At 75.6% G+C, this 26,214-nt stretch carries 21 protein-coding genes; 10 read left to right on the top strand and 11 right to left on the bottom strand.

Annotated features, from left to right (window positions below; genetic code table 11):
• Window positions 1-33 precede the first annotated feature (33 nt).
• Window positions 34-573 (bottom strand): hypothetical protein, encoded by a 540-nt coding sequence (locus tag ACFY4B_RS16605; protein ID WP_049654123.1) that lies wholly within the window; start codon window positions 571-573, stop codon window positions 34-36.
• Window positions 574-658: 85 nt separating this feature from the next.
• Here ACFY4B_RS16605 and ACFY4B_RS16600 point away from each other — a divergent pair, with 85 nt between their 5' ends.
• On the top strand, window positions 659-1,627 hold the full coding sequence (locus ACFY4B_RS16600; RefSeq protein WP_049654111.1) for a DMT family transporter: 969 nt from the start codon (window positions 659-661) through the stop codon (window positions 1,625-1,627).
• Between the two features lie 60 nt (window positions 1,628-1,687).
• Here the strand turns inward: ACFY4B_RS16600 and corA are convergent, their stop codons facing one another.
• Window positions 1,688-2,809 (bottom strand): magnesium/cobalt transporter CorA, encoded by a 1,122-nt coding sequence (corA, locus tag ACFY4B_RS16595; RefSeq protein WP_049654109.1) that lies wholly within the window; start codon window positions 2,807-2,809, stop codon window positions 1,688-1,690.
• Between the two features lie 473 nt (window positions 2,810-3,282).
• Here corA and ACFY4B_RS16590 point away from each other — a divergent pair, with 473 nt between their 5' ends.
• Window positions 3,283-3,924, top strand: coding sequence for a suppressor of fused domain protein (locus ACFY4B_RS16590; RefSeq protein WP_079271871.1), 642 nt, complete (start codon window positions 3,283-3,285; stop codon window positions 3,922-3,924).
• An 88-nt stretch (window positions 3,925-4,012) separates the two neighbouring features.
• Here ACFY4B_RS16590 and ACFY4B_RS16585 read toward each other — a convergent pair whose 3' ends face one another.
• The 5 genes from ACFY4B_RS16585 to ACFY4B_RS16565 form a co-directional block, all read right to left on the bottom strand.
• Window positions 4,013-4,873, bottom strand: a complete 861-nt coding sequence (locus tag ACFY4B_RS16585) for a PHP domain-containing protein (protein WP_387968417.1) — start codon at window positions 4,871-4,873, stop codon at window positions 4,013-4,015.
• Window positions 4,874-4,929: 56 nt separating this feature from the next.
• The gene (locus tag ACFY4B_RS16580; RefSeq protein WP_063780222.1) at window positions 4,930-5,568 is read right to left on the bottom strand and encodes a DUF6758 family protein; all 639 of its coding nucleotides are present in this window, start codon (window positions 5,566-5,568) and stop codon (window positions 4,930-4,932) included.
• A 308-nt stretch (window positions 5,569-5,876) separates the two neighbouring features.
• The gene (locus ACFY4B_RS16575) at window positions 5,877-6,035 is read right to left on the bottom strand and encodes a hypothetical protein (protein WP_158077673.1); all 159 of its coding nucleotides are present in this window, start codon (window positions 6,033-6,035) and stop codon (window positions 5,877-5,879) included.
• Window positions 6,036-6,431: 396 nt separating this feature from the next.
• On the bottom strand, window positions 6,432-7,313 hold the full coding sequence (locus ACFY4B_RS16570) for an alpha/beta fold hydrolase (protein WP_387968415.1): 882 nt from the start codon (window positions 7,311-7,313) through the stop codon (window positions 6,432-6,434).
• A 128-nt stretch (window positions 7,314-7,441) separates the two neighbouring features.
• Window positions 7,442-9,520, bottom strand: a complete 2,079-nt coding sequence (locus ACFY4B_RS16565) for a DEAD/DEAH box helicase (RefSeq protein ID WP_387968413.1) — start codon at window positions 9,518-9,520, stop codon at window positions 7,442-7,444.
• Between the two features lie 693 nt (window positions 9,521-10,213).
• Between ACFY4B_RS16565 and ACFY4B_RS16560 the strand changes: the two genes are divergently transcribed.
• Complete coding sequence (locus ACFY4B_RS16560; RefSeq protein ID WP_049660234.1) at window positions 10,214-10,942, top strand: ferritin-like fold-containing protein; 729 nt, start codon at window positions 10,214-10,216, stop codon at window positions 10,940-10,942.
• A 24-nt stretch (window positions 10,943-10,966) separates the two neighbouring features.
• Here the strand turns inward: ACFY4B_RS16560 and ACFY4B_RS16555 are convergent, their stop codons facing one another.
• The 3 genes from ACFY4B_RS16555 to ACFY4B_RS16545 all read right to left on the bottom strand — a co-directional run bounded on the left by ACFY4B_RS16555 (window position 10,967) and on the right by ACFY4B_RS16545 (window position 12,487).
• Window positions 10,967-11,293 (bottom strand): hypothetical protein, encoded by a 327-nt coding sequence (locus ACFY4B_RS16555; protein ID WP_387968411.1) that lies wholly within the window; start codon window positions 11,291-11,293, stop codon window positions 10,967-10,969.
• A 172-nt stretch (window positions 11,294-11,465) separates the two neighbouring features.
• On the bottom strand, window positions 11,466-11,693 hold the full coding sequence (locus ACFY4B_RS16550) for a DUF3107 domain-containing protein (protein ID WP_049660675.1): 228 nt from the start codon (window positions 11,691-11,693) through the stop codon (window positions 11,466-11,468).
• Window positions 11,694-11,824: 131 nt separating this feature from the next.
• Complete coding sequence (locus ACFY4B_RS16545; protein WP_049660673.1) at window positions 11,825-12,487, bottom strand: TetR/AcrR family transcriptional regulator; 663 nt, start codon at window positions 12,485-12,487, stop codon at window positions 11,825-11,827.
• A gap of 221 nt (window positions 12,488-12,708) precedes the next feature.
• On the opposite strand from ACFY4B_RS16545, the gene ACFY4B_RS16540 reads away from it, so the two are divergent.
• From ACFY4B_RS16540 to moeZ, 5 genes are all read left to right on the top strand, one after another.
• Entirely contained in the window at window positions 12,709-13,611 is a 903-nt protein-coding gene (locus tag ACFY4B_RS16540; RefSeq protein ID WP_387968409.1) for an alpha/beta fold hydrolase, read from the top strand.
• A gap of 526 nt (window positions 13,612-14,137) precedes the next feature.
• Window positions 14,138-15,748, top strand: a complete 1,611-nt coding sequence (locus ACFY4B_RS16535; RefSeq protein ID WP_387968407.1) for a DUF3492 domain-containing protein — start codon at window positions 14,138-14,140, stop codon at window positions 15,746-15,748.
• Complete coding sequence (locus ACFY4B_RS16530) at window positions 15,748-16,827, top strand: hypothetical protein (RefSeq protein WP_387968405.1); 1,080 nt, start codon at window positions 15,748-15,750, stop codon at window positions 16,825-16,827. Before ACFY4B_RS16535 ends, ACFY4B_RS16530 begins: the two co-directional genes overlap by 1 nt.
• A 142-nt stretch (window positions 16,828-16,969) precedes the next feature.
• Window positions 16,970-17,959, top strand: coding sequence for an NAD(P)-dependent oxidoreductase (locus ACFY4B_RS16525; protein WP_049657289.1), 990 nt, complete (start codon window positions 16,970-16,972; stop codon window positions 17,957-17,959).
• 230 nt (window positions 17,960-18,189) lie between these two features.
• Window positions 18,190-19,368, top strand: coding sequence for an adenylyltransferase/sulfurtransferase MoeZ (moeZ, locus tag ACFY4B_RS16520; RefSeq protein WP_074001386.1), 1,179 nt, complete (start codon window positions 18,190-18,192; stop codon window positions 19,366-19,368).
• Between the two features lie 78 nt (window positions 19,369-19,446).
• Here the strand turns inward: moeZ and ACFY4B_RS16515 are convergent, their stop codons facing one another.
• The gene (locus ACFY4B_RS16515; protein WP_234348593.1) at window positions 19,447-22,185 is read right to left on the bottom strand and encodes a lysylphosphatidylglycerol synthase transmembrane domain-containing protein; all 2,739 of its coding nucleotides are present in this window, start codon (window positions 22,183-22,185) and stop codon (window positions 19,447-19,449) included.
• 135 nt (window positions 22,186-22,320) lie between these two features.
• Here ACFY4B_RS16515 and ACFY4B_RS16510 point away from each other — a divergent pair, with 135 nt between their 5' ends.
• Both ACFY4B_RS16510 and ACFY4B_RS16505 read left to right on the top strand, forming a co-directional pair.
• Window positions 22,321-22,674 carry an MGMT family protein gene (locus ACFY4B_RS16510; protein WP_049657293.1) on the top strand — a complete coding sequence of 118 codons (354 nt, stop codon included), beginning with the start codon at window positions 22,321-22,323 and terminating at the stop codon, window positions 22,672-22,674.
• A 92-nt stretch (window positions 22,675-22,766) separates the two neighbouring features.
• Complete coding sequence (locus ACFY4B_RS16505; RefSeq protein ID WP_387968402.1) at window positions 22,767-26,183, top strand: ATP-dependent helicase; 3,417 nt, start codon at window positions 22,767-22,769, stop codon at window positions 26,181-26,183.
• Window positions 26,184-26,214: the final 31 nt, after the last annotated feature.

The following is a 26,214-nucleotide window of genomic DNA, read 5'->3' as shown; positions in this document are numbered from 1 at the left end:
GGGCGCCAGATCTCTTAAAGGTTTAGGGGGGCTTTAACGGCGCTTGAACAGCAGTTTGGGCAGGCCGGCCGGGATCGGCAGCCGGGTGGTGGCCGGGGTGGGCATCGGCTGGGCGGCGTGCGAGCCGTCCGGCATCGCCCCGGGGTGCTCGGTGAGCGGGCCGGTCGGCTCCAGCCGCAGCACCCGGCACTCGCGGGCCCAGCGCTCGGTGATGGCGTCGGTGTCGGGCGCGTTCAGCCGCTTGCCCTTGAGCTCCTCGACGGCGCCCAGCCAGGCCTCGCTGCCCGGGGCGGGTTCGACCACCCGGGCGCTCCAGCCGGTCAGCCGGCCGCCCTTGTCCTTGCTGCGGACGGTGACCACGGCCCCGGCGCCGGGCTCCAGGCCGTGCAGCGGCTGCTCGGCGCCCCCGCCGACCACCACGACCGCGCCGTCGTGCCAGGCGTGCCACAGCGGCCGGGCCTGCTCCTGCCCGTCCGCGCGCACCCAGAGCAGGCCGGACTTCTTCGCGGCCTCCTCCAGCAGGGCCCGGTCGAGGAAGTCGTCGGCGGTCGCGGCGGCGGGCGTACGGTCCATGGCGGACAGCGTACGGCTTTCGGCGTCCACCGGGTGTCTCAGCCTCCGGGCGACAGTTCCATTGCGCCGCCACGGGCCTTACCGTATGACCGCCCCACCCCCGCGACCAGCAAGGAGCGCCGTGCCCGCCGCCCGGCCCGCGACCGCCCCCTCCGCCGCCCCCGCGACCGCCGACCCGGGGCCGGCGCACCCGCTGCCCACCCTCGACCTGCTGCTGCTCGCCGTCTCGATCGGCGGCATCTCGCTGTCCGGCCCGCTGATCAGCGCCACCGCCGCGCCCGCGCTGGCGATCGCCCTCTGGCGCAACGTCATGTCGGTCGGCGTCCTCGGCCCGTACGCGCTGCTGCGCCACCGCGCCGAACTGCGCGGGATCGGCCGGCGGGCGCTGCTGCTCGCGGTGGCCGCCGGGGCGCTGCTCGCCGTGCACTTCGCGCTCTGGATGCCCAGCCTGCGGATGACCTCGGTGGCCTCGGCCACCGCCCTGGTCACCACCACCCCGCTGTGGACCATCCTGCTGATGCGGCTGATGGGCGTCCGGGCGCCGCGGCTGGTCTGGCTCGGCACGGTCGTCGCCTTCGCCGGCGTGCTGGTGCTGACCGGCGTCGACCTCTCGCTCTCCCCGCGCGCGCTGCTCGGCGACGCGCTCGCGCTCGCCGCCGGCCTGGCCGCGGCCGGGTACATGCTGCTGGGCGCCGAGGTCCGCAAGACCGTCAGCACCACCGCGTACACCCTGGTCTGCTACGCCACCACGGCCGTGGTGCTGCTGGGGATCTGCCTGGTCGCCGGCACGCCGCTGGCCGGGTGGCCGGCCGGGGTGTGGTGGCAGATCGTGCTGCTGATGGTCGCCGCCCAGCTGCTCGGCCACTCGCTGAGCAACCGCGTGGTGCGCAGCCTCGGGCCGTCCGTCACCTCGACCGCGATCCTGCTGGAGACGCCGGGCGCGGCGCTGATCGCCGCCCTCTGGCTGGGCCAGTGGCCGCCGGCGGCCGCCTACCCGGCGGTGGTGCTGATCCTGCTCGGGCTGGTCCTGGTGGCCCGCGGCGGGCGGCGCTGACCGCCGACCCCGGCCGGGGGTACCGCCCTCGGCGGGGCCCGGGTGCCGACGCCGGCGCGGTCAGAGCCAGCCGTTGCGGCGGAAGCCCCGGTACATCCCGAAGCAGATCAGCACGATCGCGCCGAGCACCGTCGGGTAGCCGTACTTGTGGTGCAGCTCCGGCATGTACTCGAAGTTCATGCCGTAGACGCCGGTGATCATGGTGGGCACCGCGAAGATCGCCGCCCAGGCGGTGATCTTGCGCATGTCCTCGTTCTGCGCCACCGAGACCTGCGCCAGGTTCGCCTGGAGCAGCGAGTTCAGCAGCTCGTCGAAGCCGTGCACCTGCTCGGCGACCCGGGCCAGGTGGTCGGCGACGTCCCGGAAGTACTTCTGGATGTCCGGGTCGACCAGCCGCTGGAGCGGCTCGGACAGCTGCTGCATCGGGCGCAGCAGCGGCGCCACGGCACGCTTGAACTCCAGGACCTCGCGCTTGAGTTGGTAGACCCGGCCGACGTCGGCGCTGCGCCCGCCCTTGGCCGAGAAGACGCCGTACTCGATCTCGTCCACGTCGTTCTGGAGCCGCTCGGCGACCAGCAGGTAGTTGTCCACGACGTGGTCGGCGATCGCGTGCAGCACCGCCGCCGGGCCCTTGGAGAGCAGCCCGGCCTCGTCCGCGTCGGCCTCCAGCCGGTGGCGCAGCTCCTGCAACGAGCCGTGGCCGCCGTGCCGGACGGTGATCACGAAGTCCCGGCCGGCGAAGACCATCAGCTCGCCGGTCTCCACCACCTCGCTGGTGGGCGTCAGCTGGTCGTGCTCGACGTAGCGGATGGTCTTGAAGACGGCGAACAGCACGTCGTCGTAGCGCTCGACCTTGGGCCGCTGGTGCGCGTGCACCGCGTCCTCGACCGCGAGCGGGTGCAGGCCGAAGCGCTGGGCGATCCCCTCGAACTCGGCCTCGGTCGGCTCGTGCAGCCCGATCCAGCTGAACGAGCCCTCGCCCTCGGGGAGTTGGTGGGCGGCCTTGACCCGGTGGGCGGCCTCGCGCGGGCTGCACGTCTCGCCCCTGCGCTTGCCGTGCTGGTAGACCGCGCAGTCCACGACCGCCGAACCGGCGTCCTCGGGCAGGACGGCGTAGACGCCGGCCGCGCCCCGGCGGCGGTTGGTGCGGACGGCGGCGCGCAGGCTGTTGATCATCGACATGGCAGGCTCCCAGAGGCAGGAACCGTCGCGCGGCCGCGCGGAAGGAAAAACGTTCGGCCGCGGTACGACGGCGGAGAACACCGGTGAAACGGGGGATGAAAGTGCTCTCCCGGCCGGTCCGTCCGCCGTGGGGCCTGTGCCCGGGGCTACCGCGGCTGATTCAGCCGGTTGGGCCTGCGGGGCGCGGGGTACGGGGAAGTCGGGGCCGGGCAGAGCTGCCGGTACTGCATGGTCGGCCGGTATCCACCGCAACCACCTCCTTCGCGCCGCCGCCCCGGGACGAACGATCCCGGTGGCCAGTCGCTCACCCTAACATCTGACCGGGCGTCGAGGCCGAGGGGTTCCCGGAGGTTTCCGAAGGCTTTACGGGATCCTTGCCCCGCCCGGCCGTTGCCCCGCCACGGCGCCCCGCCGCACCGCCTCCGGCCCGCCCGCACGCGGCCCGCGAACCCCCGGGGGTTACGCTCACCGGCATGGCGCACGACTTCCCGCTCTTCGGCGACCCCCACGGCGGCAGCTCCCCGGAGCTCACCCGGGAGGCGGTGCTGGCCGCCGTCGAGGCCCGGCTGATCTCCACCTTCGGCGAACCGGGCGGCCGCGCCGCGGTCACCTTCCTCGGCGCCGACCGGATCGAGGTGCTGCGCTTCGGCCCGGACGCCGAAGGCTTGGTGCGGTACGCGACGCTCGGCATGTCCGCCGCACCGATGGCCGACCCGACCGCGCCGGTCGCCGACCAGGTCCGCGGCCCGCGCGTCGAACTGGTGCTGACGGTCCGGGGCGGGCGCGACAGCGTGCTGCGCACCCTGGCCACCTTCGCGGCCACCCCGCAGGTCGAGGGCCTGGTGGTGGCCCCGGGCGGCTCGCTGGACCTCGGCTCGCCGCTCTGGGACGGCGCGCCCTTCACCTCGGTGCTCGCGGCCGAACCGGGCGGCCTGGTCGAGGACCTGGAGCTGGCCGAGCCGGCCGACCCGGTCCGCTTCCTGCCGCTGCTGCCGATGACGCCCAACGAGGCGGGCTGGAAGCGGGTGCACGGCGCGGCCGCGCTCCAGGAGCGCTGGCTCGACCAGGGCGCCGACCTGCGCGACCCGGGCCGACGCGGCGTCCGGCTGGACTGACCGCCGCCCGGCCGTACTCCGAACTCCGAACGCCGGGCCAAGGGACTCATGATCCCCTGGCCCGGCGTTCGCGTTCGTTCGCGTCCGCTCAGCGCTCGATCGGCTTCGCGCCGGTCGCCTGCGCCAGCAGCGCCCCGTACACCTCCGGGTCGGTGGTGTGCTCGCCGAGCCGTACGGTCTTGCGGGTGCCGTGGTAGTCGCTGGAGCCGGTGACCAGCAGGCCGAGTTCGCCGGCCAGGCCGCGCAGCCGCTCCCTGGTCTCCTCGTCGTGGTCGGTGTGGTCGACCTCCAGCCCGGCCAGTCCGGCCGCCGCGAGGTCGGCGATCACCTGGTCGGAGACCGTCCGGCCGCGCTTGACCGCGCCCGGGTGGGCGAACACCGGCACCCCGCCGGCCACCCGGACCAGCCGGACCGCCGTGACCGGGTCGGTCTCGTGCTTGCGGACGTCCGCCCGCCCGCCGTTGGCCAGCCAGTCGGCGGTGAAGGCGTCCGAGACGGTGGCGACCACGCCGGCCTCGACCAGCGCGCTGGCGATGTGCGGCCGGCCGACCGAGCCGGCCCCGGCGATCCGCCGCACCTGCTCCCAGCTGATCTCCGCGCCGAGCTCCCGGCAGCGCTCCACGATCGCCCGCCCGCGCCGGAACCGGTCGGTGCGCACCAGGTCCCGCTCGCGCGCGAACTCCGGCTCCTCCGGGTCGAACAGGTACGCCAGCAGGTGCAGGCTGATCCCGTCCACGGCGCAGGACAGCTCGGCGCCCGGGACGACGGTCAGCCGGCTGCCCGCGGGCAGTGCGCGCACCGCCCCGGCGGCCTCGGCGTGGCCGGCCACGGTGTCGTGGTCGGTCAGCGCCACCACGTCGAGGCCCGCGGCGACGGCCGCCGCGACCAGCTCGGCCGGGCTGTCGGTGCCGTCGGAGGCGTTGCTGTGGGCGTGCAGGTCGATGCGCACGGATCGGGCTCCTGGAGGCTCGTGGGTGCCGCCCAGGATAGGCCTAGGGCCGGTCGTCAGCCGAGGAGCCGGGGGGAGAGCGCCCCGCAGGGCAGCAGGTCCAGTTCGGCGCCGGCCTCGCGCAGGTCGGTCAGCACCAGCTCGTCGTACATCACCAGCGCGGACTGCTCGGGCCAGGCGACCGCCCAGAGCCAGAGCCCGCGGGCCTCGCCGACGAACACCGCGCGGTCGGCCGGGGCGTCCGGGACGTGGAACATCGGGGTGGGCCGGCCGGCGGCCAGCAGCTTGGCGTCGGCGGGCTTGTAGAGGCCGACGGAGTCGCCCGGGTCGGGCCCGGACAGGCCCGCGTAGCGGGCGCCGAGGCCGACCCCCAGCTCTTCGGCGACCAGCACCAGCTCGCCGAAGCCGCCGAGCGGCGCGGGCCCGGAGCAGGCGACGGCGGTGGCCCGGGCGCCCGAGACGTCGTCGCCGACGTGGGCGATGCCGGTGTAGAGCCAGCCGACCGGGAGCGGCCAGGGCAGCCAGACCGGGACCTGGGAGCGGGCGACGGCGACGCCGAGGGCCTCCACACTCGGGGGCAGCACGGGCTGCATCGGGTGCACGGCTCCGTGCCGGTCGCACTGCCAGGTGTCTGAGAACAGACCGGGGGCGCGGACCCGACCGGCGCACCTCGGGCAGCTGGGCTCGCCCCTCATAGCCGTCAACGCTCCTCCCTCCGGACCGCCGCGTCAAGGACGATCACCCGTACGGAGGGCTCGGCGGCACCTGTCGGTGGCGGGCGCCCGGACCGGCGCCGGGTGGGCGTGGCACGGGCGGTTCCCGTTGGGGGATGTCCCGTCCCGGGCGGCGGCAAACGTCCGGGGTGCCGACCCCGGAAACACTGACGCCCCGTCATCGGCGAATGCGGTGACGGGGCGTCAGTCGGGTATCGGAACGTCCGGATCGGACGCTCCCGGCTCGTCGGGGGCGGGTGAGGCCTCCCGGTCGGAGGCGCCGCGCCGGGTCAGACGGTCGGGCACGGACGGATGAGCAGGCGCTCGCCGGTGCGGGCGGCGGCCTGGACGACCTCGCGCACGGTGGCGGCGTCGGCGATCTGGCGGTCGGCGGCGGAGCCGTTGGTCTCGTCGAGTCGGACGATCTCGAAGCGCATGGTCTTCGTCATGGGCGTCTCCTTTCCTGGCCCCGCGGGGCGGGGCGGGGGCGGCTGAGTCGGTATCAGCTCTCTCGGGGTCTTGCGGATCCGGAGGTGAGGCCGGATCGGGCGGGTCGTCGCGCGTGTGGCGGTCTGCTGCGGCAAGGGCTCCCCCTGCTTGCCTGGTGCGTCCAGTGCCTCGTGCACCACGGTGTCGTGGCGGTGCTACCGGGCCGTTGCCCGTCCGTAAAGCCCAGGTTTCGGGTGATCGGTGCCGCGGTGGAGGCCGGCGATGATTCCCGGACAGAATCAAAGATTACCGTAACTAACGAATTTTGTCCTGTGTTGAAGCCGATCGAACTTGAAGAAGTGGTACAGACCACTTTCGGCGGACCGGGGGAACCGGCGCGGCCCCGACCGCGTCGGTCAGGCCCAGAACGCGGCCAGCGCCCCGGCCGTGGCGGCCGGCTGCTCGGCGTTGGGGGAGTGGCCGGCGTCCGCGACCACCACCCGGCGGGCGCCCAGGCGCTCGGCCATCGCGGTCTGCTCCGGGACCGGCCAGGCGTGGTCCCGCACCCCGGACAGCACCAGCACCGGCAGCCCGGCGGTGGCGGCGGCCAGCTCCGCCACCCGGTCCGGCGCGGCCACCAGGTGAGCGCCGGTGACGGACAGCGCCCGCGGCACGTTGGCCAGCCAGCGGCGGTGCAGGAACTCCGCGACGGCCGGCTCCAGGCTCGGCCGCGGCTGCCCGCTCTCCGCCTCCAGCTGCCGCATGACCTGCCAGATCTGCTCCAGGTCCATCCCCCGCAGGGCGTCCAGCAGCAGCCCGGTGCGGGCCGCCTCGGCCGGGTCGATCGCGCCCGGGCCGGTGGACACCAGGGTCAGCGACCGCCAGGGCAGCGGGCCCTCCGCGGCCGCGGCGAGCACCGCCTCGCGCACCACCTGGCCGCCGAAGGAGTGCCCCAGCAGGTGCGGCGGGGCGCCCCCGGCCTCGGCCGCCAGCACCCCGGTGAGCGCCCGTACGTCCGCGCCGAGCGCCCCGACGGCGTACGCCGCCGGATCGTCCGGACCGCCGGTCTGGTACTGCCCGCGCTGGTCCACGGCCGTCACCCGGTACCCGGCGTCCGCCAGCGGCTCCAGCAGCGCGATGAAGTCCTCCTTGCTGCCGGTGAACCCCGGCACCAGCAGCGCCGAGCCGCGCACCGGCCCGGCCGGCTCCGCCCGCAGCGCCGCGAACTCCCCGCGCCCGGTCACCAGCCGCTCGGCCCGCGCGCACCCGGGCAGCGTCAGAAACGGCGGCGTGCTCATGGGCTGCTCTCCCTGCTGTCCTGTCGGCGCTCCCCGACGCCCCCGAGCTTAGGAGGCGGGCGGAACGCCCGAGGGGGCGGGCCGGGCCGGGTGGCCTGGCCCGCCCCCTCGGGGGAGACACGGGGGTGTCAGCTCTCCGGGGTGGCCTCCACGGGCGCCGCCGCCTTGCGGGTGCGGGTGCGCTTGCGCGGGGCCGGGACCTCGGTGGCGGCCTCGGCGGCCGGGGCCTCCGGGGCGGTCTCGGCGACGGCCTTCGGCTTGCGGGCCCGGGTCGCCTTCTTGGCCGGGGCCGGAGCCTCGGCGGCGGCCTCGGCGACCGGAGCCGCCTCGACGGCCTCGGCCTTCGGCTTCCGGGCGCGGGTGGCCTTCTTCACCGGGGCGGGAGCCTCGGTGGCCTCGGCGGCCGGGGCGGCGGCCTCGACGGCCTCCGCCTTCGGCTTGCGGGCCCGGGTGGCCTTCTTGGCCGGGGCCGGAGCCTCGACGACCGCCTCGGCGACCGGAGCCGCCTCGACGACCGGAGCAGCGGTCTCGACGGCCTCGACGGCCTCCGCCTTCGGCTTGCGGGTCCGGGTGCGGGTGGCCTTCTTCGCCGGGGCCGGAGCCTCCGCGATCGCCTCGACGGCGGCCTCCACGACCGCCACGGCCTCGGCCACGACGGCCTCGGCGACCGGAGTCGCCTCGACCGCCGCCACGGCCTCGGCAGCGGCGGCACCGCCGCGCGAGCGGCGGCGGCGACGGCGCGGCGCGGCCTCGCCCTCGGCGCCCTCGACGGCCGGAGCCGCCGCGGCGGCCTCGGTCACGCCGGCGACGGCCTCGCCCTCGGTGCCGACCGCCGCGCCCCGACGGGTGCGGCGGCGCTCACGGTTGCGGCGCGGCTTCTGCTCCTCGGCCTCGGCCGCGCCGGAGCCCGGACGGTCGGAGCCCGGACGGTCGGAGCCGGAGCCCGGACGGTCCGAGCCGCCCTGGCCGCCGCGTCCACCGCGACCGCCGCGGGGTGCGCGGGCACCGCGTCCACCGGTCTCGCCGAGGTCCTCGACCTCCTCCGCGTTCAGCCCGGCGCGGGTGCGCTCCGAGCGCGGCAGGATGCCCTTGGTGCCCGGCGCGATCTTCAGCAGCTCGTACAGGTGCGCCGAGGTGGAGTAGGTCTCCTCCGGGTCGTTGAACGACAGGTCCAGCGCCTTGTTGATGAGCTGCCAGCGCGGGATGTCGTCCCAGTCGACCAGGGTGACGGCGGTGCCGGAGGCGCCGGCCCGGCCGGTGCGGCCGATCCGGTGCAGGTAGGTCTTCTCGTCCTCGGGGCACTGGTAGTTGATGACGTGGGTGACGCCCTCGACGTCGATGCCGCGGGCCGCGACGTCGGTGCAGACCAGCACGTCGACCTTGCCGTTGCGGAAGGCCCGCAGGGCCTGCTCGCGGGCGCCCTGGCCGAGGTCGCCGTGGACCGCGCCGGCCGCGAAGCCGCGCTGGGTCAGCTGGTCGGAGACGTCGGCGGCGGTGCGCTTGGTGCGGCAGAAGATCATCGCCAGCCCGCGGCCGTCGGCCTGCAGGATGCGCGAGACCATCTCGACCTTGTCCAGCGAGTGCGCACGGAAGATGTGCTGCTCGATGTTGGCGACGGTTGCGCCGGTGTCGTCCGGGGCGGCGGCCCGGATGTGGGTCGGCTGGCTCATGTACCGGCGGGCGAGGCTGATGACCTGGCCCGGCATGGTGGCCGAGAACAGCAGGGTCTGCCGCTTGGCCGGCAGCATGGTGATGATCTTCTCGACGTCGGGCAGGAAGCCCAGGTCGAGCATCTCGTCGGCCTCGTCCAGGACCAGCGCGCGGACCTTCGACAGGTTCAGCTTCTTCTGCCCGGCGAGGTCCAGCAGACGGCCCGGGGTGCCGACCACGATGTCGACGCCCTTGTTGAGCGCCTCGACCTGCGGCTCGTACGCCCGGCCGCCGTAGACCGCGAGCACGCGGACGTTGCGGACCTTGCCGGCGGTCTGCAGGTCGTTGGTGACCTGGGTGCAGAGCTCGCGCGTCGGGACGACGATCAGCGCCTGCGGGAAGTCGGAGAGCTGCTCCTCGGTCGCCCGGCCCGCGTCCACGTCGGCGCGCACGATGGCCCGCTCGATCAGCGGGAGGCCGAAGCCGAGGGTCTTGCCGGTGCCGGTCTTGGCCTGGCCGATGACGTCGTGGCCGGTCAGCGCGACCGGGAGGGTCATCTCCTGGATGGGGAAGGGGTGGACGATGCCGACGGACTCGAGTGCCTCGGCGGTCTCCGGGAGGATCCCCAGGTCCCGGAAGGTCGTCTTGATGGGTTCAGCGGTGGTGGACAGGGTGCTGCCTCTTCCGTTTTCGAAAGGGCCGAGAGCGAGCGGCGGGCGGGCAGCCGCGCGGCTGTCTACGGGCCTGGACGGCCCTGGTACAGCTGCGCGGACGCACAACCGCGCCGGTCCCTGCGGCCGGCCGGTGCGCGCTGCCCGGTGCGGGGCGCGTCGCCGGCGGCGTCGGGGAGGATTCCCGTGAGGGACCTGCGCGGGACCTCCGCCTCGGGGCGTGGTCTCGGCGGCCCTCGCTCGGCCACTGATGCGGTGCCAAGGCTTGAGGTCCAAGCCATGGTCGGAGCCGATCGGCTCTCCGACCGGGCATCCGCGTACGTGAGTACCCGTGCCACCGGTGCGGACACGTCCGGTTGGACGGTGCCGCTACGGAGGGTTCGCGCGGGGTACCGAGACGGCGGTGACACCATGCGAACACGACGGGCTCCGTACCACCATACAGTCAGGCGACGACTCGAACACGTGACGCGTCTGACATTGCCCCCGGCAACTGCCACCGGAGCGGCCGGTCCGGGCGGTCACCCGGGCGTGCCTGGTGGTGGGGCGGACAGGCGGGCGGGACTAAAGTTGCGGGTCATGGAGACCCATGGTGAGACGCAGGACGCGGCGGCCGGCTCGATCGGGGACTGGGCCGCGTGCTCGGCCGACCCCGGCTACCGGGCGGCGGTGCTCGACCTGCTCGGCGCGCTCGCGTACGGCGAGCTGAGCGCCTTCGAGCGGCTCGCCGAGGACGCCAAGCTGGCGCCCGACCTCGCCGACAAGGCGGCGCTGGCCCGGATGGCCTCCGCCGAGTTCCAGCACTACCAGCGGCTGCACGACCGGCTCGCCGAGGTCGGCGCCGACCCGCAGGAGGCGATGCGGCCGTTCGTCGAGCCGCTGGAGCTGTTCCACCGGATGACGGCGCCCTCGGACTGGCTGGAGGGCCTGGTCAAGGCCTACGTCGGCGACGCCATCGCGACCGACTTCTACCGCGAGGTGGCCGTCCGGCTGGACGACGACACCCGCGACCTGGTGCTGAGCGTCATGTCCGACACCGGCCACGCCCAGTTCGCCGTCGACAAGGTCCGCCAGGCGATCGAGGCCGACCCGCGGGCCGGCGGCCGGCTCGCCCTGTGGGGCCGGCGGCTGATGGGCGAGGCGCTCAGCCAGGCCCAGCGGGTGGTCGCCGAGCGCGACGCGCTGTCCAACCTGCTGGTCGGCGGCGTCCAGGTGCAGGGCTTCGACCTGGTCGAGGTCGGCAAGATGTTCAACCGGATCACCGAGGCGCACACCAAGCGGATGGCCGCCCTCGGCCTGGCCTCCTAGCGGCCCGCGACCTACCGGGGGTGCTCAGGCCGCCCGGTGCCGCCGCGCCGCGCGGTGGGCGCCGGGCCGGTGCGGGTGGTGCCGGTGGGCCGGGGCGCGCCCCGCGGCGAGGTCCGGCCGGGCCAGCACCGAGGTGAGCACGCCCGAGGCCACCGCCGCGGCCGCGACGGACACCGCGGGCTGGCGGCCGTCCACGCTGAAGTGCGCGACCACCCCGCCGACCAGCGCCGCCGCCAGCGCGGTGCCCAGGACCAGGGCCCGGGCGGCCCGGAAGTACGCCGGCCGGGCCAGCAGGGCCGTGCCGCCCGTGACCAGGCCGACGAGGGCGAAGACGATCGACTCGACCAGCAAGGCTGCCTCCCGGGGGGACGGGCGTGCGGCACCGGCGCCGCACCCTCGCCGTACCCCGCCCCACCCGCTCGTACACGCGACGGAGCCCCACGGGCCACAGCGGCCCCCGGACACGACGGTGCCCCGCTCCCTCGCGGGAACGGGGCACCGGACGATGCTGTGCTGCGGCGCCTCAGGCGGTGCCGAAGCCGACCTTGCGGGCGGCCGACTCGCCGATCTCCACGTACGCCAGGCGCTCGGCCGGGACGATGATGCGACGGCCGTGCTCGTCGGACAGCGCGAAGATCTTCTCCGAGCCCTCCAGCGCCTTCGCGACCGCGCTCTGGACCTCATCGGCAGTCTGCGAGCTCTCGATCACGATCTCGCGGGGCGCGTTCTGCACGCCGATCTTGACCTCCACGGCTTCCGTCCCTCCGGGGTTGCAGCCTCCACGCACGGGCACCGGACCGCCTGGGACAAGCGTTCGCGGCGACCGTGCCGTACGGCTTCACCATAGAGCACCGGATCCCCGGCCCGGCGAAGGTCGGCGGATCAGCCCTGGTGGGCGGTGCCCTCGCCGGACTGCTCGCCCGGGTGCATCGGGAAGCCCTTCAGACCGCGCCAGGACAGGCTGGCGACCAGCCGGACCGCCTCGTCGCGGGGGATCGCCAGGCCCTGCGACAGCCAGTACCGGGCGGTGATCTGGGCCAGGCCGCAGACCCCGGCGGCGAGCAGCTTGGACTCCGCCTCCGGCAGGTCGGTGTCCTCCTGGATCACCTTGCTGACGAGCGTCGCGCTCGCCTCGGAGGCCCGCTCGACCCGCTCGCGCACGGCCGGCTCGTTGGTCAGGTCCGACTCGAAGACCAGCCGGAAGGCGCCGGACTCGCTGGAGACGTAGTTGAAGTACGCCTCCATGGTGTTGGCCACCCGCTGCTTGTTGTCGGTGGTCGCCGACAGCGCCTCGCGGGTCGACTCGACCAGGGCGTCGCAGTGCTTGTCCAGCAGCGCCAGGTACAGCTCCAGCTTCCCGGGGAAGTGCTGGTAGAGCACCGGCTTGCTCACCCCGGCGCGGTCGGCGATGTCGTCCATGGCGGCCGCGTGGTAGCCCTGCGCGACGAACACCTCCTGGGCGGCACCGAGCAGTTGTTCACGGCGGGCGCTTCGCGGCAGGCGGGCACCGCGCGGGCGCTCCTGCGCCTCCTGGATGGCCGTCACGGCGCTCCTCACTTCGGGGTCTGTTCGCGGCTGGCAAGATGGCCGATTCTACTTTTCGGTAACCGCGTCCGCGTTCGGCGAAGGCGAGAAAAGACGATCGGCCTGGTTGTCAGGAGCCCACAATACGGCGCTGACCTCGGCCTCGGCAGTGGTGGAACGGAGGCGGCCGGCGGCCGGACCACCCCGGGGTTCCCGGGGCGGGCTCATTACCATCGTCCACCATGAGCAGCGCTGAGCAGCAGGTACGTACGGTCGAGGTCCCCGGCGCGGTGCTCGCGGTGCACCGACCCGCCGTCGACGGCGCCGCCGACGGGCGCGAGCCCGGGCTCTTCGTGCACGGCCTCGGCGGCTCGGCCGCCAACTGGGAGGCCCTGATGGACCGGCTCGGCGAGCAGGTCGACGGCGAGGCCGTGGACCTGCCCGGCTTCGGCCGCTCCCACCCGCCCACCGACGGCAACCTCACCGTCTCCGGCCACGTCCGCGCGGTGATCGGCTACCTGGAGGCCTCCGGCCGCGGCCCGGTCCACCTGTTCGGCAACTCGCTGGGCGGCGCGGTCGCCGTCCGGCTGGCGGCGCTGCGCCCGGACCTGGTGCGCAGCCTCACCCTGGTCTCCCCGGCCCTGCCCGAGCTGCCCCCGCAGCACTCCGCCTGGCCGACCGCCCTGCTCGCGGTGCCCGGGGTGCCCGCGGTGCTGCGCCGGCTGTCCGCGGGCGGGCGCGACGCCGAGGCGGCCACCGAGGACCTGCTGCGGCTGGTCTACGGCGACCCGGGCAGCCTGAGCCCGGCGGCCCGGGCCGAGGCGGTGGCCGAGTACCGGCGCCGGCTGGAGGTGCCGCACGCGATGCAGGCGCTGGTCGGCTCGGCCCGCGGCATCGTCTCGGCGTACACCGAGCGCGGCGACCAGGCGCTGTGGCGGCAGGCCGAGCGGGTCGAGGCGCCGGTGCTGCTGGTGTACGGGCTGCGCGACAAGCTGGTCTCCTACCGCTCGGCCCGCCGCGCCTGCGCGGCCTTCCCGGACGCCCGGCTGCTGGTGCTGCCGGAGTCCGGGCACGTGGCGATGATGGAGCACCCCGACGAGGTCGCCCGCGCGGTGCGGGAGCTGATCGCGCACACCGCGGGCTGAGCGCGGACCACGGCCCGGGCGCACACGGCGGGCCGGGCGCGGACCAGGGGCTGAGCGCGTGCCGTGGCGGGCCGACCGCGCGCCCGGGCGGGGCCGCGCGGGCGGCCGCGCATACCGCCCGGTAACGCCCTGGTCCCGGTCGAGGTCACGTCGGTTCACTCGATCAGGTGGCAGGCAGGCATGTGACCGATGGATCGGCCCGGGCCGGTCCTACCTTTCTGCTGTCGGACCGAACAGGTGTGGGGGAGTCGCGGCCGCCGGAGGAACCGGAGGGCGGTCGCGGCCGAGGTCCCGGCGGGTCGGGCCCGACCGCCGGAGCGGGCGCCCGGGGGAACGGAACGCGGCGCGTCCGCGACCGGGCCGCCCGGAGGCACCGCGGCGCCGGCCCCGGCCGACCGGACTCCCCGGCCCCGACCGTCCCCGCCGCCGTACGGGGGCACCCCGGGCCACTGCCCGGGCCGCCCGGGCACCCGTCGGTCCGTCCGTGGTCCCGCCCAGCGAATCCGCTCTGCCCCGGAGGTCTCCCGTGCGCGTTGCCCTGCTCACCGAGGGTGCCCGTCCGCATCCCCGCCGTGGTACCGGAGGCTGGTGCGACCGGCTCGCCGAGGGCCTGCCGGAGCACGGGTTCGAGCGGTACCTGCTCACCGGCCCGGAACAGCCGGGCGCGGCGGAGCGGCTGTCGCCCGCCTGGCGCGGCGCGTACGAGCTGGCGCTGTGGGGGCGCCGGCCGGGCGGCCGGGCACCGCGCGCGCCGCGCAGACGCCGGTACGCCGGGGCGTACGAACAGCTGGTGCGGGCCCTGGTGCTGCCCGGGGAGAGAGCGGGCTTCGGGCCCGGGCTGTACCGGCTGGCCGCGCTCGCCCGGGAGGACGGCACGCTGCCCGCCTTCCTGGCCTCCGCGCACGCCCGCCGGCTGCTGGAGCGGACCTGGCGGCTGCCCGGCGCGGACACCTCGGCCGGGCAGTCGCTGGTCTGCGACGTGCTGGTCGCGGCCGACCTGCTGGAACAGTGCCTGCGCCCGCTGTCCGCGCCCTGGTACGGCACCGGCCCCGGCGGCCTCGGCGCGGTCGACCTGTGCCACGTGGTCGGCGGCGGCCCGGCCGCGCTGCCCGCCCTGGTAGCCCGGCACCTGCACGGGGTGCCGTTCGTGGTCACCGAGCACGGACTGCACCTGCGCGAGCAGTACCTCGGCTACCGCGAGGCGCCGTACCGGTGGCCGGTCCGCGCCCTGCTGCTGTCCTTCTTCCGGGCGCTCACCGAGGAGACGTACCGGCGGGCCGCGATACTCACCCCGGGCAGCGCCCACGACCAGCAGTGGCAGCGCCGCTGCGGGGCCGATCCGGCGCGCACCCGGGTGGTGTACGAGGGCACCCCGGCGGTGGACCGCCCGGCCGCCGGGCCGGAACCCGCGGCGCCGACCCTGGTGTGGGCGGGCGCGCTGGAGCCGGGCCGGGACCCGGAGCTGGCGCTGCACGCCTTCGCCCGGGTCCGCGCCGACCTGCCCGGCGCCCGGCTGGTGGTGTACGGGGAGGAAGCGGCGCCCGGCTACCGGGCGCACTGCGCGGCGGTGGCCGAGCGGCTGGGAGTGGCCCCGGCGGTGGAGTTCGCCGGACGGCCCCGCTCGCTGGCCGGGGCCTGGGAGTCGGGCACGGTGGCGGTCTTCTCGGGACTCTCCCAGCGCAGCCCCCGGCTGCTCGCCGACGCGCTGCTCAGCGGCCGGGCGGTGGTCGCCACCGACGTCGGGGTGGCCCGCGAGGTGGTCGGGCCGACCGGGCTGCTGGTGCCCGCCCGCGATCCGCGCGCCCTGGCCGGCGCCTGCCTGGCACTGCTGCGCGACGAGGAGCGGCGGGGCCGGCTCGGTCTGGCCGGGCGGCTGCGGGCGCAGGAACGCTTCGCCGTGGAGCCGGTGATCGGCGCCTTCCGGGAGATCTACCTGGAGCTGGTCTCGCAGTACCCGGCCTTCCCCGGCGGCGGGGGCGGCGGCGAGGGCGTCCCGGCGCCGCGCCCCTTCGCCCGCCCCGCCGAGTACTGGCTGGCCGACGGCCCGCGCGGCGGCACCCCGCCGGACGGCGGCGCGCGGGACGCGGACACGGCGGCCGAGGGCGTGCGGCCGGCCGAACTCGCGGAGGCCCGCTGATGTCCGGCGGCCCCCTGCCCGGCGGCAGCGCGGACCCGGTGCGCGAGGTGATGGCGGAGCACCGGGAGCTGTGCGAGCGCGCCGTCGACCCGCTGGAGATCACCGCCGGGCTGGAGGAGGCCGGGCTCGGCCAGGACGCCGCCGCCCGCTGCCGGCACGCCGACCTGTTCTCGCTGGCCGAGGAGCTGTACGCCCGGGTGCCGCGCCGACCGCCGCAGCCCGGGCCCGCGCAGCCGCGGTCGGGCGGGGCCGCGGCCCGGGCCGCGCTGACCGCCGCCGCGCTGGCCGCGCTGCCCTGCGCGGGGGCGGCCGCGCTCGGCCCGCGCTGGCCGGTGCTGCTGCCCGCCGCCGTCCCGCTGGTGCTGCTGCCCGCGCTGACCGCACCGGCCCCGGCCGAGCCCGGCCCGCCCTGCGCCGGGCCCGGGGTGCTGGGGCCCGGGCCGGCGCCCCGGCCGTACCCCGGCTCCCGGCTGCGGCCGGCGGCGCTGGGCCACGGGCTGGGCCTGGCCGCGCTGCTGCTGCTCCCGCCGGCCCTGCCGGGCGGGGACCGCCCGCTGGCCGTCGCGCTGGTGCTGGCGGCGGCGGTGTCGGCCGGGTCGGCCGAGCGGACGGCCCGCTGGTACCGGCAGCTCGGCCGCGGCCACCTGGGCGCGGCGGGCACCCTGGCGGAGTTCCGGGCCCGGATGCGGCCGGTGCTCCCGGTCGCGCTGGCCCTGCACCTGGCGGTGCTCGGGGTGCTGAGCTTCGCCGCGCTGGCGGTGCTGGCCGTCGTCGCCCCGCGCCCCGGGCCGGGCCACGGCGGCGGGCTGCTGCACCTGGCGGCCGAGCGGGCCGGCCCCGCCCAGTGGGCGGCGCAGGGCGTGCTGGGCCTGCTGGTGGTGCTGCCGGTGCTGCTGGCGCGGTGCGGCCGGCCGGCGTCGGCCGCGGCGGGGGCGTCGGCCGGGGCCGCCGCGGTGCTCGGCCCGCTCGCCCTGGGGCGCTCCGGCCCGGAGGCCTGGCTGCTCGGCGGCGGCACCGTCGCGGCGGCGCTGCTGGCGTACGCCGGGGCGGTGCTCGGCCGGGCCGGCTCGCACCGGTGAGCGCCGTCCGCCCGTTCGCCACCCCCTGTTCGACGTTTGTCGGGGCCCGGTTCACGGTTCCCGCTCCCGTCCCGTTCGTTGAACTTCGTTGAATCCGTTCCGCCAGGTCGTCCCGAGCTGGCTTCGTGGAAGGACGCCCCCGATGAGGGTGCTGCTGCTGGGCGCCGACGGCTTCATCGGCCGCCGGGTCACCGATCGTCTGCTGATGGACCAGGAGTTGCAGGTGACGGTGCTCGGCCGACGCGACTCGGCCGACATCCGCTTCGACCTGACCACCGGGAGCCCGGGCGCGCTGGCCCGGTTCCTGGACGCGGTCGCGCCGCAGGTGGTGATCAACTGCGCGGGCGCCACCTACGGCAGCTCGCGCACCCTGATCCGGTCGAACACGCTGGCCGTCGCGACGGTCTGCGAGGCCATCCGGCGCTGCCGGGAGCCGGCCAGGCTGGTGCACGTCGGCTCGGCCGCCGAGTACGGGCCGGTGCCCGGCGGGGTGCCGGTCTCCGAGCAGGCCGAGCCGCGGCCGGTCGGCCCGTACGGGGTGTCCAAGCTGGCCGGGACGGAGCTGGTGCTGGCCTCCGGGCTGGACGCGGCGGTGCTGCGGGTCTTCGACGTGGTGGGCCCGGGGGCGCCGACCGCCTCGCTGTTCGGGCGGCTGGCCGAGGGCCTGCGGCGGGCGCTGGAGCGGGACGAGCACCAGGTGCGGATGCCGGACCTGTCCGGGTTCCGGGACTTCGTGGACGTCCGGGACGTCGCGCGGGCCATCCAGGCGGCCGCGGTGTCGGCCGCCACCGGGGTGGTCAACATCGGCAGCGGGCACGCCGTCCGGGCCCGGGACGCGGCCCAGCTGCTGGTGCGGGCCTCGGGCTTCGAGGGGCAGATCGTCGAGGAGAACCGGCCGGTCCTGCTGCCCGCGCAGGCCGTCGGGGCGGGCGGCGACCACCTGCCGGGCCACCACCTGCCCGGGCACCGGCCGGAGGGGCACCGGCCGGAGGGCCGGGCGGTGCCGGGCGAGCCGGTGCCGTGGCGGCAGGCGGACGTGCGCACCGCCCGGGACCGTCTCGGATGGCGGACGCAGGTGCCGCTGGAGGAGTCGCTGGGCGACGTCTGGCTGGAGACGGCCTGCCGGGTGTGAGCGCCTCCCGCGCGGCGCCCCGGGCCCGTCAACCACGGGTTCGGGGCGCCTTCCGGGGGTCCGGCCGCGGGTTCCACGATCCGGTGCCGCCCGTCTCGCCCATCGGACGGGCTGTCTCGGAATACCGGGGGCGCGTGACACTGTTGGCCTAGACAGCCACCCGAGTGGCGGAGCAGCAACCCGCAGCGAGGCTGGCCCTGGCCACCCGAACAAGACCCATCGGAGTCCCCGTGTCGTTGCCACCCCTGGTCGAGCCGGCCGCCGAGCTCACCGTTGACGAGGTCCGCCGGTACTCCCGCCACCTGATCATCCCGGACGTGGGCATGGCGGGGCAGAAGCGGCTGAAGAACGCCAAGGTGCTGTGCGTCGGCGCCGGCGGACTCGGCTCGCCGGCCCTGCTGTACCTGGCCGCCGCTGGTGTCGGCACGCTGGGCATCGTCGAGTTCGACGTGGTCGACGAGTCGAACCTGCAGCGCCAGGTGATCCACGGGCAGTCGGACGTCGGCCGCTCCAAGGCGGAGTCGGCCCGCGACTCGGTCAAGGAGATCAACCCGTACGTGAACGTGGTGCTGCACGAGGAGCGCCTCGACAACTCCAACGTCATGGAGATCTTCGCCGGCTACGACCTGATCGTCGACGGCACCGACAACTTCGCCACCCGCTACCTGGTGAACGACGCCGCGGTGCTGCTGGGCAAGCCGTACGTGTGGGGCTCGATCTACCGCTTCGACGGCCAGGCCAGCGTGTTCTGGGCCGAGCACGGCCCCTGCTACCGCTGCCTGTACCCGGAGGCCCCGCCGCCGGGCATGGTCCCCTCCTGCGCCGAGGGCGGCGTGCTGGGCGTGCTGTGCGCGTCCATCGGCTCGATCCAGGTCAACGAGGCGATCAAGCTGCTGGCCGGCATCGGCGAGCCGCTGCTCGGCCGGCTGATGATCTACGACGCCCTGGAGATGAACTACCGCCAGGTGAAGGTCCGCAAGGACCCGAACTGCGCCGTCTGCGGCGAGAACCCGACGGTCACCGAGCTGATCGACTACGAGGCCTTCTGCGGCGTCGTGTCGGAGGAGGCGCAGGCCGCCGCCGCCGGTTCGACCATCACCTCGCAGCAGCTCAAGCAGTGGCAGGACGACAAGGAGGACATCTACCTCATCGACGTCCGCGAGCCCGGCGAGTACGAGATCGTCAACATCCCCGGCGCGGTGCTGATCCCGAAGAACGAGTTCCTGATGGGCGACGCGCTGGAGAAGCTGCCGCAGGACCGGAAGATCGTGCTGCACTGCAAGTCGGGCGTGCGCTCGGCCGAGGTGCTGGCCGTGGTCAAGGCCGCGGGCTTCGGCAACGCCGTCCACCTGGGCGGCGGCGTGCTCGGCTGGGTGAACCAGATCGAGCCGCACAAGCCGGTCTACTAGGACGCGCACGGGGAAGGGCCCGCCGCGCCTTGGATTCCCAAGGTGACCGGCGGGCCCTTCCACATGTCCGGGGGCGGCTCAGAGCGCGTTCCTGCGCTGGAGCACGTTGTAGGAGATCCAGCCCGGCAGCACCGGTAGCCAGAAGGTGAGCGCCCGGTAGAGGAAGACCGCCGGGGTGGCGACCGCGGGGGAGACGTCCGCGACGGTCAGGGCGCCGATCAGGGCGACCTCGACCGGGCCGATGCCGCCGGGGGTGGGGATCGCCGAGCCGGCCGCGTTGGCGGTCAGGAAGACCACCGCGACGGCCGAGAAGCTGACGTCGCCGCCGAAGGCCTGCACCGAGAAGTCCAGGCAGGCGGTGAAGGAGAGGGTCAGCAGCAGGATGCCGCCGAAGCCGGTGACCAGCTTGCTGGGCGTCTGCATCAGGTCGAGCATCCGCGGCACCACGCCGAAGAACAGCGAGCGCAGCCGGCCCAGCACGAACCGGCGCAGCGGCGCGACGGCGGCCACCACCAGGGCGAGCACGGCGGCGGTCAGCACGCCGATGATCACCGCGCGGGAGGCGGAGAGGTCCCCGTTGGTCTGGCTGCCGGTGATCAGGCCGAAGCTGAACAGCAGCAGCAGGTGCCCGGCCAGGCCGGCCAGCTGGGAGGCGCCGACCGAGGCCACCGCCTGGCCGGAGCGGATGCCGGCCTTCTGCAGGTAGCGGGTGTTGAGCGCGATGCCGCCGATCGCGGCCGGGGCGACCAGCTTGACGAAGGAGCCGGCCAGCTGGGCGGCGACGGTGCGCCGGAACGGCAGCTTCTCGGGCACGAAGCCGGTCAGGCTCATCGCGGCGGCGACGTAGCTGAAGGCGGCGGCGAGCAGGGCGGCCGCGGCCCAGGCCCAGTTCATCTGGGAGAGCTTCAGCTGGGCCGGCTTGATGGTGGTCAGGGCCAGGTAGGCGGCGAAGGTGAGCGCGATCACCATGATCAGGCTCTTCGGCTTCAGCCGTTCCAGCTTGGCCGGGGCCATCGGGGCCTCGGGGGCGATCTGGAGGATCTGGCCGCGGATGCGGCTCAGCAGGTCCTCGCCAGCCGCCGCGATGTCCTCCTCGGCCTGCTCCTGGGTGCGCTCGCCGGCCGCGACCTGCTCCAGCGCCCTGGCCCGGGCGGCGGCCTTGCGCTCCTTGGTGAGCTTGGCGAGGTCGACCCGGGTGGAGCGGCTCATCCCGACCGGCTGGAGCAGCGGCAGCGCCTGCGCCACCCGCTCGGCGCCGAGCACCGCGTTGGCGGTGGCGACGGCGCGCTCCGGGCCGATCCGCAGGGCGAAGGTGGTGAGCAGCTGGGCGACGTCGATCCGCAGGGTCAGGTCGGTGGCGGCGATGTCGCCGCCGGAGAGGTTGACCAGGCAGCCGGTCCGCCCGTCCACCACCAGCAGGGACTCGCCGGTGAGCCGGCGGTGGGCGATCCGGCGCTCGTGCAGGGCGGTCACCGACTGCCAGATCGAGGCCATCACCGGGTCGGTGACCTCCTCGTCGGCCAGCTCGTCCAGGGTGCGGCCCTCGACGTTCTCGTAGACCAGGATCGCGGCGTCCGGGCCGAGCTCGGAGGTGGCGACCAGCTGCGGCGCGCGGGCGCCCGAGGCGGCCGCCGCGTACGCGATCAGGGCCTCCTGCTCCAGCGCCTGGCGCAGCGACTGGGGGCTGCGGCGCACCGCCACCGAGCGCAGCCGCAGCCGCCGCCAGGCCCGGTAGAAGAAGCCGGAGGCCTGCTGCTCGCGGTCGATGATGTGCACGTCCAGCGGGGGGCCGCCCTGCTGGGTGACCTGGTAGCGGCGGGTGCCGCCGGGGGCGTCGGGGGCGCGCATGGCACCGGCCGGGGTGAAGCCGACCTTGCGCAGGCCGATCATCAGGTGCTGGCCGGTGGGCCGGATGTTGGGCGAGCCGATCGCGTACAGCGTGCCGTACGCGACGGACCAGCCGGTCAGCACGGTGAGCAGCAGCGACAGCGGGGTGGTGTAGCCGCCGAGCAGCTCGGTGACCCCGCTGAAGACCACCACCACCCACAGGGCGACCCGCCAGCGCGGTCTGCTCGACATGCCGACGGCGGTCATGTAGGCGATCACCGGGGCGAGGTAGCCGTGCACCGGGTCGGTGAGGGTGCCGGTGCTGTCCAGCGGCAGCTGGGTCAGCGCGTCCCGGATGTGGTCGGAGGCGCCTTCGGCCACCCACCAGTCGATGCCGAGCGAGACGCCGTACGCCAGCACCGAGGCGAGCACGCCGTCGGCGACCCGCAGGCCGTCGCGTTTGATCAGCCGCTCGACCGCGAAGGCCAGCGGCACGGCGAGCACCGCGACGCTGGAGAGCAGGCCGGTGATGGTGGAGAACACCGCGGAGAAGTGCGGTGCGTTGGAGGCGATGTCCTGCTCGATGCCGGTGGTGGTCGAGGTGGCGATGCCGGCCAGCACGAAGACGGCGACGATCCCGAGGACGCCGGCCAGGAAGCGGATCAGGTCGGACGGGCGGTGCGCGCGGGCGGCGAGCAGCGGCTCGTCGACGTCCAGGTGCGGGGCCTCGTCCGGCGGCTCGGGCTCCCCGGGCGGGGCGGCGGGGGCCGCGGGCGCCGGGGCGCCGGTGGTCTCGGCCGGGGGCGGGCCGGGCTGCTCGGGGGTCTTCGCGGGTGCGGGGGTCTTGATCGTCCGGTCCTTGATCAGGGAGACTTCCGGCGTCGGCCCGGGTTCGGGCCGGCCCTCGCCCCCGCTCCCGGGCGCCGACGGCACGGCGGCAGCGGACTCGTCGGAGTCCTTGTCCACGCCCACGTCAGCCGTCCCGGTCATCTGGTCTTGTCCTCGTATCACCACTCACCGCCCCGGAAGATGGTGGCATGCCCCGGCGCCCCGTGCGGGACAGGGGGCGGATCGGGCGCGGCGGATCGTACGGACGGGGCCGCGGGCGCGCCCCCGTAGGGAAGAATGCCGCAGGTGACGGACGCAACACACGACGGCCCTCCGGACGCCCTGCCGCCGTTCGCCGAACTGGTGCTCGACCTGACCGAGCGGATTCCACCCGGCCGGGTGATGACCTACGGCGACGTCGCCGAGTACCTCGGCCAGGGCGGCCCCCGACAGGTCGGCCGGGTGATGGCCCTGTACGGCGGCCCGGTGCCCTGGTGGCGGGTCGTCCGCGCGGACGGCCGGCTGCTGCCCGGGCACGAGCACCGCGCCCTCGACCACTACGGCGAGGAGGGCACCCCGCTGCGCGAACTCGCCGACCCGCCCCGGGTCGACCTCAAGCGGGCCCGCTGGGACGGTCGGCCGATTCCCTAGGGGGGCTTGACCGACGGCCGCCGCACGGACCGGACTGACAGCGCGGGACCGTAGGCTCGATACGGGCGGGCCCGACGCGGGCCCGCCCCGCCATGCCCCCTGTTCGACCCCAGGACCCGTTCGTGACCTCCCCGTACCGGCTCGTGCGCAGCCCGCTCGTCCAGCCCGACCCACCCGTGCTGGACGCCTACCAGCGCGCCGTGGTCGAGCACCCCGGCGGGCCGCTGCTGGTGCTGGCCGGGCCGGGCACCGGCAAGACCACCACCCTGGTCGAGGCGGTCGCCCGGCGGATCGAGGACGGCACCGACCCCGAGCGGATCCTCGTCCTCACCTTCAGCCGCAAGGCCGCGACGGAACTGCGCGACCGGATGTCCGGACGGCTCGGCGGCACCGCCGCCGCCCCCCAGGCCACCACCTTCCACTCCTACTGCTACGCCCTGCTGCGCGCCCACCAGGACCCGGAGGACTACGCCGAGCCGCTGCGGCTGCTCTCCGGCCCCGAACAGGACGTCATGGTCCGCGAACTGCTGGCCGGCGGCGCCGAGGACGCCAAGCTCGGCCTCGGCCGGATCGCCTGGCCGCTGGACCTGCGGGCCTGCCTGACCACCCGAGGCTTCGCCGACGAGGTCCGCGCCGTCCTCGCCCGCAGCCGCGAACTCGGCCTCGGCGAGGCCGAACTCGAGCGCTTCGCCCAGGGCGTCCAGCGCCCCGACTGGGCCGCCGCCGCGCACTTCCTCGCCGACTACCTCGACGTGCTCGACCTGCGCGGCGTCCTCGACTACGCCGAACTCGTCCACCGCGCCGTGCTGCTCGCCGAGCGCCCCGACGTCGCCGAGCAGCTGCGGCGGCGCTACGACGTCGTCTTCGTCGACGAGTACCAGGACACCGACCCCTCCCAGGTCCGGCTGCTGCGCCGGCTCGCCGGCGGCGGACGCGACCTCGTCGCGGTCGGCGACCCGGACCAGTCGATCTACGCCTTCCGCGGCGCCGACATCAACGGCATCCTCGACTTCCCCCAGACCTTCCGACAGGCCGACGGCAGCCCCGCCGAGGTCAAGGTGCTGCGGGTCTCCCGCCGCTCCGGCGCCCTGCTGCTCGCCGCCTCCCGGGAAGTCGCCCGCCGGATGCCGATGGGCCGGCTGCCCGCCGACAAGCTCGCCCAGCACCGCGCCCTGCTGCCCTCCCGCGAAGGCGGCAGGGTCGAGGTCTACACCTACCCGACCCCCGGCGCCGAACTCGACTCGATCGCCGACCTGCTGCGCCGCGCCCACCTGGAGGACGGCGTGCCCTGGGGCGAGATGGCCGTGCTCGTCCGGGCCGGCGCCCGCTCCATCCCCGGCGTACGGCGGGCCCTCGGCGCGGCCGGCGTCCCGCTGGAGATCGACGGCGACGACCTGCCGCTGCGCGAGGAGCCGGCCGTCGCCCAGCTGCTGCTCGCCCTGCGGGTCTGCGCCGAACAGGCCGCCCGCGACAAGCAGGGCGACCCGGACGCCCCCGACCCGCTCACCACCGACCTGGCGCACGCCCTGCTCACCGGCCCGCTCGGCGGCCTCGACGGCTCCGACCTGCGCCGCCTCGGCCGCGCCCTGCGCGAGGAGGAACGCGCCGCGCTGCGCGCCGAGGCCAGGGCCCGCCTCCGGACCCCCGAGGGCGGGGCGGACGACGGGAGCGCGACGACGGACCCCGGCCCCGGCCCCGCCGCCGCCCCCCGCCCGGCCGGCGAACTGATCCGCGAGGCCCTCGCCGAACCCGAGCGCCTCGTCGCCCTCGACCCCGCGCACGCCCGCCGCGCCCGCGACCTCGGCACCCTGCTGCGCAAGGTCCGCGAACTGCTGGCCGGCGGCTGCACCGCCGAGGAGGCGCTCTGGGAGCTGTGGGACGGCAGCCGCCGCTGGCGCGAGCGACTGGAACGGGCCGCCCTGCGCGGCGGCGCGGCCGGCCGCAACGCCGACCGCGACCTGGACGCGCTCTGCGCCCTGTTCGAGACCGCCGCCCGCGCCGAGGAACAGGTCACCGGCCACCGCAGCGCCCTCGACCTGCTCGCCGAACTCGAAGCCCAGGACATCGCCGCCGACACCCTCACCGTCCGGACCGTGCGCCCCGAGGCGGTGCGGCTGATGACCGCCCACCGCTCCAAGGGCCTGGAGTGGCGCCTGGTCGTGGTGGCCGGCGTCCAGGACGGCCTCTGGCCCGACCTGCGCCGCCGCGGCTCCCTGCTGGAGGCCGACCGGATCGGCCGCGACGGCCTCGCCGAACCGCTCTCCCCGGGCGCGCTGCTCGGCGAGGAGCGCCGGCTCTTCTACGTCGCCGCGACCCGCGCCAAGGAACGGCTGATCGTCACCGCCGTCAAGGCCCCCGCCGACGACGGCGACGAACCGTCCCGCTTCCTGCGCGAGCTCTACCGCGAGGACGTCGACCCCAGGACCGGCAGGGTCGTCCGCCGCACCCCGCCGGTCACCGTCGAGGACGTCACCCACCGGCCGCGCCGCCCGCTGTCCGTCGCCGCGCTGGTCGCCGAACTGCGCGCCGTCACCGTCGACCCCGCCCGCTCGCCCGAACTGCGCCGCGCCGCCGCCGAACGCCTCGCCACCCTCGCCGCCGCCACCGACGAGGAGGGGCAGCCGCTGGTGCCTGCCGCCCGCCCCGAGCGCTGGTGGGGCCTGGACGACCCGACCGCCGCCGCCGAGCCGCTGCGCAGCGCCGACGCGCCCGTCCGGCTGTCCGGCAGCGGGCTGGAACAGCTGGAGAGCTGCTCCCTGCAGTGGTTCCTGGACAAGGAGGTCAAGGCGCGCGGCGCCGGCTCGGCCGCCCAGGGCTTCGGCAACGTGGTGCACGCCCTCGCCGACGAGGTCGGCTCCGGCCGCACCCCCGCCGACCTCGCCGTGCTCATGGAGCGGCTGGACACCGTCTGGGACGCGCTGGCCTTCGACGCGCCCTGGAAGTCCCAGCAGGAGAAGACCGAGGCCCGCGCCGCCCTGGAGCGCTTCCTCAACTGGCACGTCCTGGAGCGCGGCCGGGACCTCGTCGCCACCGAGCACGGCTTCGACGTCACCCTCGACGTCGGCGGCGTCTCGGTGCGCATCCGCGGCTCGATGGACCGGGTGGAGAAGGACGCCGCCGGGCGCGCCTACGTGGTCGACTTCAAGACCGGCAAGCAGATACCCACCGACAGGTCGCTGCCCGAGCACAAGCAGCTCGCCGTCTACCAGCTCGCCGTCCGGGCCGGCGCCCTCAACGAGCTGCCCGGCTTCCCCGGGCACCCGCCGGACACCGGCGGCGCCGAACTCGTCCACCTGCGCGAGCCCGCCGCCAAGGCCGCCCAGGACACCCCCAAGGTGCAGCACCAGGAGCCGCCGCAGGGCGAGCCCTGGATCGAGAACCTGCTCGCCGAGGCGGCCGGGAAGGTCCTCGCCGAGCGCTTCGTCCCGCAGACCGGCGGCGGCTGCGACCGCTGCACCTTCCGCCGCAGCTGCTCCGCCCAGCGCGACGGGGCGCAGCTCGTGGAGTGAATCCTGTCCGACGCTCCGGTTACGGTTGCGG

It is taken from the genome of Kitasatospora sp. NPDC001261, assembly GCF_042896795.1.
GTDB lineage: Bacteria > Actinomycetota > Actinomycetes > Streptomycetales > Streptomycetaceae > Kitasatospora.
This window is presented reverse-complemented; position numbering and strand designations above follow the sequence as displayed.